The organism is Catenulispora pinisilvae (genome assembly GCF_015356865.1).
Lineage (GTDB): Bacteria > Actinomycetota > Actinomycetes > Streptomycetales > Catenulisporaceae > Catenulispora > Catenulispora pinisilvae.
On the sequence record NZ_JAAFZA010000301.1, the window covers coordinates 1 to 11,133 of the forward strand.

An 11,133-nucleotide genomic window follows, 5' to 3' on the forward strand; every position below is an offset into this window, starting at 1 on the left:
ATCCCGAACTCGCGCAACGCACGCGCGATGCAAACAGCCGAACCCCCCGAACCGGGGTATTCGTTGTTTATGAGGATCTTCGACCGGGTGCACCGCGACCGCTGGGCCGGGGCGGCCGCCGTGCTGGTGCCGCCGGCCGTGGCGGCGCTCTTCCTGCCGTGGCGGTCGTCGCTGGCGAACACCGACGTGGCGTTGCTGCTCGTGGTGGTGGTCGTGGCGGTGGCCGCCAACGGGCACCGGGTGGCCGGGATCGTGGCGGCGGCGTCGGCCGCGGTGTGGTTCGACTTCTTCTGGACCACGCCGTACGAGCGGTTCAGCGTCACGCGCGGCACCGACGTCCAGACGATCGTCCTGCTGCTGGCCGTCGGCGCGGCGGTGAGCGAACTGGCGGCGCGCGCCCGCCGGGCCCGGCGCACGGTGGTCTACGACACCGCCTACCTGGCCGAGCTGCGCTCCACCGCCCGGCTCGTCGCCGACCAGCGCGATCCGCAGGAGGTCGTGGCGCACGTGCGGGCCCAACTCGTGATGCTGCTGGGTCTGCGGGACGCCCGCTTCGAACCGGGCCGGCTCCTCGGCCATCCGCCGCGGCTCGCCGACGACGGCACCTTGTCCTGGGACGGCCGGCGCTGGAACGTCGAGGAGTACGGCTTCCCGGACGCCGACTTCGCACTCCCGGCCCGCTCCGGCGGCCGGACGGTCGGGCGTTTCATGCTCACCCCGATGCCCGGCGCCGTGCCCTCGCTGGCCGCCCGCCAAGTGGCGGCGATGCTCGCGGCCCAAGTCGGCGCGGTCCTGGTGCGTGACGTCGCGCGTCCGCCTGTGGCCGCCTGAGTCCTTATCCCGCCGGAACCACCCGGACCCCGTCCAAGAACAGCGACACCATCTGCTCGCCCAACTCCCGCCGGGTCAACGGCCCCTGCGACCGGAACCACCGGTGGATCTGCACGACGCTGCTCAAGAACGTGTTCGTGATGACGCTGGCCGGCACATCGGGCCGGAACGCCCCGGTCTTCTGCCCTTCCTCGACCAGATCCTGGAACAGGTGCTGGTACCGCCGCCGCTCGGCGCGCACCGCGGCCGCGTGCTCGCCGGCCACCAGGTGCATCGAGCGGGCCCAGACCGTCAGCGGCTCGGCGTGCTCGTCCATGTGCGTGAACAGGTCGGACACCGCGCGGTGCAGCCGGACGTCGGCCGGGCCGTCGGCGGCCGCGATCGCCTCCAGCCGCGCGGTCTGCTCGGCCAACAGCTCGCGGTAGATGCTGGTCAGCAGCTCCTCCTTGGAACTGAACCAGTGGTACAGCGCGCCCTTGGTGACCTGTGCGGCCTCCACTATCTGCCGGGTCGTGGTGGCCTCGTAGCCCAGGCGGGCGAACAGTTCGGTGGCCGCGGCCACGATCCGGTCCCGGGCCTGGCCGCGCGGCACCCTGGGCCGGTCCTGCTCTGTCATGTCGCTCCTCGTCAGGGCCCTGATCCCATCCGATCCGGCCCATTGACACCCGGGGATTACCGACGATACTAAGCGCCAACATACCGGGCGGTCGGTTGGTGACCGGGAAGCGGAGTCGTCCATGACGTTCAACCTCGCCTCGATCCTCCGCGAGTCGCGGTATGCCTCGCCCGGCAAGCCGCTGTGCCACAGCCAGGACGCGACCCTCACCTACGAGCAGGTCGACCAGTTTTCGGGCCGGGTGGCGGCCACGCTGCTCGCCCTGGGTCTGGAGCGCGGGGACCGGGTGGCCGTGCAGCTGCCGAACCTCCCGGAGTTCCTGTTGTGCTACTTCGGGATCCTCAAGGCGGGGCTGATCATGGTGCCGCTGAACCCGTTGTTGAAGAGCCGCGAGCTCGGCTATCAGCTGCGGGATTCGGGCGCGAAGCTGCTTGTGGCGTACGGGCCGTCGGCCGCCGAGGCGGTCGCGGGCGCCGAGGAGGCCGGCGGGACAGAGGTCTACGTTGTGAACCCGCCCGGGAACGACCAAGTCCCGCCGGGCACGCATCCCTTCGCGGAGCTGCTGACCGGCACCGACACCGGCGACCTCGCTCCGACCGAGGCCGACGACACCGCCGTCGTCCTCTACACCAGCGGCACCACCGGCAAGCCCAAGGGCGCCGAGCTGACCCACTTCCAGCTCTACATGAACTGCACCGTGTCCGGAGAACTGTTCGGAGTCCTGCCGGACGACGTCTCCCTCGCGGTGCTCCCGCTGTTCCACGTCTTCGGCCTGTCCAGCGTCCTGAACGTCATCGTCCGCTTCGGCGGCACGATGGCCCTGGTCCCGCGCTTCGAGATCACGCCGGTCCTGGACGCGATGGAGAAGCACCGCTGCACGATCTTCTCCGGCGTCCCGACGATGTATTTCGCGTTGCTGCACGCGGACACCGCCGAGCGTGATCTCAGTGCCCTGCGGGTCGGCTGCTCCGGCGGCGCCGCGATGCCCGGCGAGGTGATCCGGGCCTTCGAGGCCGAGTTCCCAGGGGTGGTGATCCTGGAGGGCTACGGGTTGTCGGAGACGGCGAGCACGGTCACGTTCAACATCAGCGCAGAACAGCGCCGGGTCGGCTCCGTCGGCAAACCCGTGTGGGGTGTGGAGGTCCGAGTCATCGACGAGGCGGGACAAAGGCTGCCGCCCGGGCCGGAGCACGTCGGCGAGTTCGTGATCCGCGGCCACACCATGATGTCGGGCTACTGGCACGACCCCGAGGCGACGGCCGAGGTGGTCCGCGACGGCTGGTTCCACACCGGCGACCTCGGCTACGCCGACGAGGACGGCTACTTCTACATCGTCGACCGTAAGAAGGACCTGGTGATCCGCGGCGGGTTCAACGTCTACCCGCGCGAGATCGAGGAAGTCCTCTACGCCCACCCGGCGATCGCGGAAGCCGCGGTCATCGGACGCGCCGACGAACGGCTGGGGGAGGAGGTGGTGGCTTACATCGCGCTCAAGGCCGGAGCGCACGCTGACGAGCGCGAGGTCATCGAGTTCTGCCGCGACCGGCTGGCGCCGTACAAGTACCCGCGGGAAGTGCGGATCCTCAGTGCCCTGCCGATCGGACCGACCGGGAAGATCCTCAAGAAGGAGCTGCGGACGTGAGTATCGCCGTGGACACCGCGCCCGGTGTCCTGCACCGCTTCTGGCGCCGAGACCTGGCCGCCTATCCCGAATCCGCACGCCGCTACGCCTATCTGGCGATCGTCGTGCTGACCACGATCGTCCTGTACTACCTGCTCTACATCCAGTACGCGGTGGCGACGTCGATCATCACCCACTACCACATGACCTTCACCTACTTCGTCTGGATGTCGGTGATCGGCAACGCGATCGGCGCCGGGTCCTCGCTGCTGGCCGGGCTCGCCGACCGCTGGGGCCGGGCCAACCTGGTCGTCTACGGACTGCTGCTGGCCGGGATCCTGGTGCTGATCCTGCCGAGCACGTCGAGCAAGGGCATGTTCCTGACCCTGTTCGCCGCGCTGTTCTTCGTCGAGGGCATCATCCTGGTCGCCACCCCGGCGCTGATCCGGGACTTCTCACCGCAGCTGGGCCGGGCCACCGCGATGGGCTTCTGGGCGATCGGACCGGTGGCCGGCTCCCTGGTGGTCACCACCGTCACCAGCCACACCCTGGACAGCTCGACATGGCAGGACGAGCTGCACTACTCCGGGATCAGTTCCCTGATCGTGTTCGTGATCGCGCTGTTCGCGCTGCGCGAGCTCTCGCCGCGGTTGCGGGACCAGATCATGGTCAGCATGCGGGACCGGGCGCTGGTCGAGGCGCGCGCCCGCGGCATCGATCCGGAGCAGGAGCTGGCCGGGCACTGGCGGCAGATGCTGCGGCCGGGCATCGCCGGTCCCGCGTTCGCGGTCAGCGTGTATCTGCTGCTGTACTACGCGCTGGTCGGCAACCTGGTCATCTACTTCTCGGCGGTCTACGGCTACAGCGAGCAGCGTGCGAACTCGGTGGCCAACTGGTACTGGGCCGCCAACGCGGTGTCGTTGGTGGTGGCCGGGCTGGTGTCCGACCGGCTCAAGGTCCGCAAACCCCTGATGATCGTGGGCTGTCTCGGCACCATCACCACCACGGCGGTCTTCGCGGTGCTGGCCACGCACGCCCACACCGGCTACTACACCTTCGCCGTGGTGTTCCTGATCGGCGGCGCGCTGGCCGGCGTCACCTACGCGCCGTGGATGGCGGCGTTCACCGAGACCGTCGAGGCGCGGAACCCGGCGGCGACCGCGACCGGGCTGGCGGTGTGGGGCTGGATCCTGCGGATCGTGGTCGCGGTGTCGGCGGCGTTCGTGCCGGTGGTGGTGACCTCGGTGACGCCGGTGGTCGACCACGGCGCGGAGGTGGCCGCGGCGCAGGCGAAGGCCGGTCCGGCGCTGGCGATCGTGGCCGCGCATCCGGCGCTGTTCGCCGAGTTGGCCAAGTACCCGCCGAACCCGGCCGCGATCCCGCCGGCCCTGCTGGGGCAGGCGGTGGCCCAGGTCGGGGTGTCCGGGTTGCAGACGGTGCAGCAGGCGCAGCCGGAGATCGCGATCCTGCAGGCGCACGGGACCGCGGTCGCCAAGGCGGTCAAGGACGGTCCGCACCAGTGGCAGACGTGGTGGTGGGTGACGCTGGCCGGGCAGATCCTGTTCCTGCCGTTCGCGGCCACCATGCGCGGGCGGTGGAGTCCGCGCCGGGCCCGCGAGGACGCCGAGGCGCACGAGCGGGCGGTCGCGGTCGAGTTGGCCAAGCTGCGGGAGGGGGAGGCTCCGGCTGTATGAGTTGATCGCGCGGCGCAACGTATCGCCCGCCCTCGCGCACGATCGCGAGGGCGGGCCGATGTGACAGATGGGCTGGCCGGATCAGACCGCGAACAGCCAGAACCACTGGTTCTGGTCGCCGGTGTTGCACGGGGCCATCGTGAAGAACCCGTGCATACCGGTGCTGGACAGGCAGGTGTTGGTGTGCTTGTTCTTCAGCACGCCGTAGGTGCCGTTGCCGGGGATGCTGGTCAGCGTCCACTGCTGGAAGTCGGCCGTCAGGTGTGCTTGCAGGCCGGGTATCCCGTTGAAGTCGTCTGAGATGTCGACGTTGTTCTGGTCGGGGTCGTTGTTCGGCTCCACTTGCAGGACCTTGACGCCGTCGCTGTCCGGCTTGCCGTCGGACTTGATGACCAAGGACCCGTCGGCGTAAATCCAGACGGTCCAGGTCTGGGCCGGGCTGTGGTTGGTCTCCCAGATGCCGATCTTCTGGCCGTCGACGAAGTTGTCGTTGTTGAGGTCCATCGAGCCGTTGGCCGCGTAGTTCAGGACGTTGGTCGTCTTGACCTGCTGCGGCGGAGTGGGCTTGGCACTCGTTTGCGACGGGGGCGGTGCTTTGGACGAGGTGGACGCCGGCGGCGCGGCGGGCTGGGACGAGGAGGACGGCGGCGGCGCGACCTGGGACTGGCTCGGCTTCGGCGGCGTCGGCGTCGGGCTGCTGGACGGGGCCGAAGGCGTCGGCTGGATGACGACCACCTGCGGCGCGGTCGCGGCGACCGGCTGCGGCGAGGCTTGGGCGCTGGTGTCGAAGGAGGGGCGGATGCCGAACCACAGGGCCAGGATCGCGGCGGCACCGGCGGCGGCGAACATCAGCAGGCGCTGAAGCCAACGCGGCAGGAGGGCCGACTGCATGTAAGTGCCCTGAAGGGACACCGGCTGTCCCAACCCGGAGGGGGAGACGGTGATGTTGTACTGGTGCCGGGTCTTGGTCCCGAACCAGAGCAGCCGGCCCGGGCGGACGCTGAACTTGCTGTACTGCGCGCGTCCCGGCTGAAGGCGTAGCGCCGGGGTGCGGATGTCCACCTGCAAGTTGGAGTTCGACGATGTGGTGGACACCGAGGCGCTGGCGACGGTGTTGCTGTAGTTGTCGACGGCGAGTTTGACCCGGCCGCGGTGCCAGCCCCGGGTGGTGGCCGGGATGAGGTCGGCGCGGATGTCGGCGAACTCTGCGACGCGCAGCACGCCCTCGATCGCGAACGTGTTCTCGCGGTCCTCGCGCGGGGTGACCTTCACCGCGTAGGACTGGGGCCCGGCCTGGGACTCCGAGCTGCGCGGTGGGGCGAACGTGAGGTGCGCGATGCCGGTCGTACCTGGATACAGGCGCAGGGTCTGGGGTTCGATGCTGCACCAGCGCGCGGGGTCGCCAGTAGCCTGTAGGTGGTATTCCTCGACGATGTCGCCGGTGTTGCGGACGGTGAGTTCCACCGCCGCCTCGGCGCCCGGTTCGACGTCCGCCGTCACCGGGTTCAAATCAACCCACACGATCAGTAGCTCTCCCTGCCGGCCCCCCGCCCGCACGACTGGTCAGGCGGTCCTGAGCAGACAGCCTAGGGGTGTATCCGGGCCGGTCGGGGCCCTTCCCGCCGATTCCGGACCCGGGGTGCCGACGGTGCCGCCCGAACGGGCAGTGACCAGTGCCCTCGCGTCCGTCCCCCTGGACCTTCCGAAGTGGGGCCGGCGTCGGCAATGGTTACTGCTGAACTTTTTTGCCCGCGTACGGTTTTCGAGGAGACATCGACCATGCCGACATATCTGTCGCCGGGCGTCTACGTGGAAGAGGTCGCCAGCGGCTCGCGGCCGATCGAGGGCGTGGGTACCTCGGTCGCGGCCTTTGTCGGCCTCGCGCCGCGGGGCGCGCTGAACGCGCCGACGCTGGTCACCAACTGGTCCCAGTACGTCGCCGAGTTCGGCGAGTTCACTGAGGGCTACTACCTGGCGCACTCGGTGTACGGCTTCTTCAACAACGGCGGCACCATCGCCTACGTGGTCCGCGTCGGCGGCACCGAGGGCGGCCTGGCGGGCCCGGGCTCGGCCGACGGCAACGGCCGGGCGGTCAGCGCCGGGCACCGGGGCGTGGTGACCGGCGCCGAGCGCCAGGCCCTGGCCGCCGGCGAGCCGGTGACCCTGGGCGGCTTCAAGGTGGCGGTCCAGCCCGGTGCGGCCGGTGCCGTCTCGGTCGAGGTCACCGACGTCCCGGCCGACAAGGACGACAAGGGCGGCGCCGACGCCGCCGACCGCTTCCGGCTGGTCGTCAAGGTCGACGACAAGCCCACCGAGACCTTCGACGTCTCGGCCAACAAGAAGGCCGGCCGCAACTACGTCACCACCCAGGTGCGCGAGCGGTCCAAGTTCATCACCGTGGAGGAGGCGGGCTCCGGCACGCTGGTCCGTCCGGAGAACCAGAGCGTTCAGCTGGCGGCCCCGGCCGGCGGCGGCGCGGCGGCCGGCGGCGAGCTGCCGGTCCCGGTGTCCACCGGCTCCTACATCGGCGACTCCGCCGACCGCACCGGCTTCGGCGGCCTGGAGGCGATCGACGAGATCACCATGGTCGCCGTCCCGGACCTGATGAGCGCCTACCAGCAGGGCAGCATCAGCGAGGAGGAGGTGAAGGCGGTCCAGACGGCGCTGATCGGGCACTGCGAGCTGATGGGCGACCGGGTCGCCATCATCGACCCGCTGCCGAACCTGAACGCCCAGCAGATCCGGGCCTGGCGGCAGACCGGGGCCGGCTACGACTCGCACTACGCGGCCCTGTACTACCCCTGGATCCGGGTCTTCGACCCGGCCGCCGGCAAGTCGGTCGCGGTCCCGCCCAGCGGCCACATGGCCGGCGTCTGGGCCCGCAACGACGCCGAGCGCGGCGTGCACAAGGCCCCGGCCAACGAGATCGTGCGCGGCGCGGTCGACCTGGAGCTGCAGATCACCAAGGGCGAGCAGGACCTGCTCAACCCGATCGGCGTGAACTGCATCCGCGCCTTCCCCGGCCGCGGCATCCGGATCTGGGGCGCGCGCACCATGTCCTCGGATCCGGCGTGGCGCTACCTGAACGTGCGCCGCTACTTCAACTACCTGGAGGAGTCGATCCTCTCCGGGACCCAGTGGGTGGTCTTCGAGCCGAACGACCAGGCGCTGTGGGCCCGGGTGCGCCGCAACATCTCGGCGTTCCTGGTCAACGAGTGGCGCGGCGGCGCGCTGTTCGGCGCCCGCGCCGAGGACTCGTTCTACGTCAAGTGCGACGAGGAGACCAACCCGCCGGAGTCGGTGGACGTCGGCCGGGTGATCTGCGAGATCGGCATCGCCCCGGTCAAGCCCGCCGAGTTCGTGGTGTTCCGGCTGGCGCAGATCTCCGGCGGCACCAGCGAGCTGGAGGAGTAGGCCCCGCGCCGGGAGCCGGCGGCCGCCCGACTCGCACGCGGCCCGCCGGCCCCCGGCCGGTTCGGAACTTCGATCCCTTATTCACCGCGAGCAACACTGAAGGATTCGGATCACCATGGGTTTGACCAACGGCGACTCCGCCGCCGCGCATAATTTCGCCCTCCAGATCGACGGCGTGCAGGTCGAGTACCTGGCCGAGGTCGGCGCGCTCCAGCTGGAGCAGGACGTGATCAAGCACGTCCAGAACAACCCGCAGGGCAAGCCGGTCGTCAGGATGATGCCGGGCATCTCCCAGGGCGGCACCGTCTCGGTGACCCGGGGCCAGACCCAGAGCTCGTCGTTCACCAACTGGATCAACGAGTCGCTGGCCGGCAACATGGGCTCGGCGCGCAAGAACGCGACGATCATCTACATGGACTACATGAACAACCCGATCAAGCGCTACGACCTGCGCAACGCCTGGTGCTGCAAGGTCGAGACGGCCGGCACCAAGGCCGGCGAGGCGCAGGTGCTCACCGAGCAGGTCACGATCACCTTCGAAGAACTGGTGATCGCCTGATGAAGCGCTCCCTCCCGGGGGCCGCGACGGCGGCCCCGGCGGTGCCGGTCCAGGCCGACGTGGCTCCCGGGGCGGTGCCCGGCGCGCCTGCCTCGGTCGCGACGATGGCTCCTGCGGCGGCCGGCATGGCCGACGCGGGCGGCGTGGGCGGTGTGGGCGGTGTGGTCGGCGCGTCCGGCCTCGCGGCCCCGGCCGCACCCGGCCGCGTCGACACCCTGCGCACCGAGTTCGAGTTCGAACTCCCGCGCGGCTACGTGGACGACACCGGCGCGGTCCACCGCCGCGGTGCGATGCGCCTGTCCACGGCCCGCGACGAACTCGTTCCCCTGCGCGACGTCCGCGTCCGCGAGAACCCGGCGTACCTGTCGGTGGTCCTGCTGGGCCGGGTGATCACCCGCCTGGGCACCCTGCCGATGGTCCACGACGGCATCGTGGAGAACATGTTCGCCTCGGACCTGGCCTTCCTGCAGGACTTCTACGAGCAGATCAACGCCGAGGGCCACACCCTGGCCTCGGTGACCTGCCCGAACTGCGCCCAGGACTTCGAGATCGACCTCGGCGGGAGCCGCCTGGGGGAATCGTGACGTACGCGGCCGACCAGCTCCGCGACGAGGTCGCGTACGTCGCATACCACTTCCACTGGGGCCTGGACCAGATCCTCGACCTCGAGCACGGCGACCGGCGCGGCTTCGTGTCCGGCATCGCCGGCCTGAACGCGCGTGCCTCGGAGGGCTGAGATGGGGTTGTTCTCGCGGCGGGGCCGGGGGGATGGGGTCGGGTCTGGTGACGGGGCCGCGGCTTCGGCTTCGGCTTCGACCCGGTCCGCTGATGGCGCTGCGGCTTCGGCCGGGTCCGGCGGCGGTGCTGCGGCTTCGGCCGGGACGGGGCCGGATTCGCTTGGCTCGGCGCGGAGCGTGAGCGGCGGTGCCGCCGGTTCGGCTGCCGCTGCTGGCAGCGCGGGCGTGGGCGGGGGCGGCGGCGCGGTCAACGTGCAGCGCCGCGAGTGGGCCGCGGTCCCGGCGATGCGCGGCGTCAGCCGCCCGACGGCGACCGGCGTCTCGGAATCCGACTTCGGCGCACGCCTCGCCACGTGGCAGAACCCTTCCTTCCAGCGCGAGCCACGCCGCCAGGTCCGCACCGACGCACCGGGCGGGCGCCTGGTCGCCCGCGCGATCGCCCGCACCGGCACGCCCGCGTCACTGGAACTGCCGGCCATGAACTTGCCGCTGACCACGCCGGTCCAGCGGAGTGTCGAGGAGCCCGAGGCGCCAGCCGCGGCCACGGCTTCGGCTGAGGCTCCGGCCGCACCGGTCGTACGCCAGTCGGTGATCCGCACACCCGCGAAGCCGGTCGTCCAGCCGCGCCCCACGAGCCCGCGCCTGACCCAGGCGGCTGTCACGCCCCGGACGCGTCAGGTGGCGTCGGTGCAGCGGTCGAGCGGATCGACGGCGCCTGCTGGAGATGCGGGACGTGGGTCGGCGGCGTCAGCTGAACCGACGAATGTGCAGCGGATGCCGCAGGACTCGGGATCGCCGAGTGGTTCGGCAGCGAGTGCGAGCGGTGCTGCTGTTCAGCGCTCGGCGAGTGGATTGGCTGCGGGCAGCGGCGGTTCGGCGGTTGGGCCGTCGGCCGGATCGTCGGCGAGCGGCGGCTCTGCGGGCGACTCGGCAGCAGGAGGTTCGGCGAGCGCGGGCAGTTCGGCGTCTGGCGGCTCCGCGGGCAGCGGCGACTCGGCGGCCGGACGGTCGGCAGGTGCGAGTGGTGCGGCAGGCCAGGGGCCGGTGAGTGCGATGGGCCCGGCTATTCAGCGTTCGGCGAGGGCTGGTGGCTCGGGGGCGGGAACGTCTGCGGGCGGCGACTCGGCGGCGGGTACGATGGGCCCGGCAATTCAGCGTTCGGCGAGCTCGGGTGGGACGTCTGGGACTGGGCTGCCGGGAGGTGGTCCGGCGGCGAGTGCGGGTGGTTCGGCCGGATCGCTTGCGGGCGGTTCAGCGGCCGGGCAGCCTGCGGGCGCGAGCGGCTCGGCAGCCGGGCAGTCGGCGGGCGGATTGGCTGCGGGTGCGAGTGGTACGGCGGCCGGGCAGTCGGCGGGTGCGGGCGGTTTGGCAGCCGGATCGGTCGCGGGCGCGGGTGGTTCAGCAGTTCAGCGTTCGGCAGGCACGGGCGGTTCGGGGAGCTCGGGTGGTTCGGCGGGCGGGCAGTCTGCTGGAGGTTCGGCGGCGAGTACGGGCGGCTCGGCTGGATCGTCTGTGGGCGGTTCAGCCGCCGGACGGTCTGCGGGTGCGAGTGGTTCGGCCGCGAGTGCTGATGGCCCGGCAGTTCAGCGTTCGGCGAGTTCGGGTGGGGCGTCTGCGGCTGGTTCGGCGGGGGGGCAGACGGCAGGCGGTTCCGCGGCGAG

At 70.9% G+C, this 11,133-nt stretch carries 9 protein-coding genes; 7 read left to right on the forward strand and 2 right to left on the reverse strand.

Going from position 1 to position 11,133, the window contains the following annotated elements:
• Window positions 1-69: 69 nt before the first annotated feature.
• Window positions 70-831, forward strand: a complete 762-nt coding sequence (locus IZR01_RS43855; protein WP_194927277.1) for a DUF4118 domain-containing protein — start codon at window positions 70-72, stop codon at window positions 829-831.
• 4 nt (window positions 832-835) lie between these two features.
• Here the strand turns inward: IZR01_RS43855 and IZR01_RS43860 are convergent, their stop codons facing one another.
• On the reverse strand, window positions 836-1,447 hold the full coding sequence (locus IZR01_RS43860; protein ID WP_194895722.1) for a TetR/AcrR family transcriptional regulator: 612 nt from the start codon (window positions 1,445-1,447) through the stop codon (window positions 836-838).
• A gap of 121 nt (window positions 1,448-1,568) precedes the next feature.
• Here IZR01_RS43860 and IZR01_RS43865 point away from each other — a divergent pair, with 121 nt between their 5' ends.
• The gene (locus IZR01_RS43865) at window positions 1,569-3,089 is read left to right on the forward strand and encodes a long-chain-fatty-acid--CoA ligase (protein ID WP_194927278.1); all 1,521 of its coding nucleotides are present in this window, start codon (window positions 1,569-1,571) and stop codon (window positions 3,087-3,089) included.
• On the forward strand, window positions 3,086-4,762 hold the full coding sequence (locus tag IZR01_RS43870; RefSeq protein ID WP_323747271.1) for an MFS transporter: 1,677 nt from the start codon (window positions 3,086-3,088) through the stop codon (window positions 4,760-4,762). The genes IZR01_RS43865 and IZR01_RS43870 overlap by 4 nt, the downstream gene beginning before the upstream one ends.
• An 81-nt stretch (window positions 4,763-4,843) precedes the next feature.
• Here the strand turns inward: IZR01_RS43870 and IZR01_RS43875 are convergent, their stop codons facing one another.
• Window positions 4,844-6,283: a hypothetical protein gene (locus IZR01_RS43875; RefSeq protein WP_194927279.1), complete on the reverse strand. Its 1,440-nt coding sequence runs from the start codon at window positions 6,281-6,283 to the stop codon at window positions 4,844-4,846.
• 258 nt (window positions 6,284-6,541) lie between these two features.
• Between IZR01_RS43875 and IZR01_RS43880 the strand changes: the two genes are divergently transcribed.
• From IZR01_RS43880 to IZR01_RS43895, 4 genes are all read left to right on the forward strand, one after another.
• On the forward strand, window positions 6,542-8,176 hold the full coding sequence (locus IZR01_RS43880) for a phage tail sheath family protein (RefSeq protein ID WP_194895725.1): 1,635 nt from the start codon (window positions 6,542-6,544) through the stop codon (window positions 8,174-8,176).
• A gap of 115 nt (window positions 8,177-8,291) precedes the next feature.
• Entirely contained in the window at window positions 8,292-8,735 is a 444-nt protein-coding gene (locus tag IZR01_RS43885; protein WP_194895726.1) for a phage tail protein, read from the forward strand.
• A complete protein-coding gene (locus tag IZR01_RS43890; RefSeq protein ID WP_194927280.1) occupies window positions 8,735-9,319 on the forward strand; it encodes a hypothetical protein in 585 nt (194 codons plus the stop codon). Before IZR01_RS43885 ends, IZR01_RS43890 begins: the two co-directional genes overlap by 1 nt.
• Window positions 9,316-9,471, forward strand: a complete 156-nt coding sequence (locus tag IZR01_RS43895) for a DUF6760 family protein (RefSeq protein WP_194895727.1) — start codon at window positions 9,316-9,318, stop codon at window positions 9,469-9,471. The genes IZR01_RS43890 and IZR01_RS43895 overlap by 4 nt, the downstream gene beginning before the upstream one ends.
• The last annotated feature ends 1,662 nt before the right edge of the window (window positions 9,472-11,133 follow it).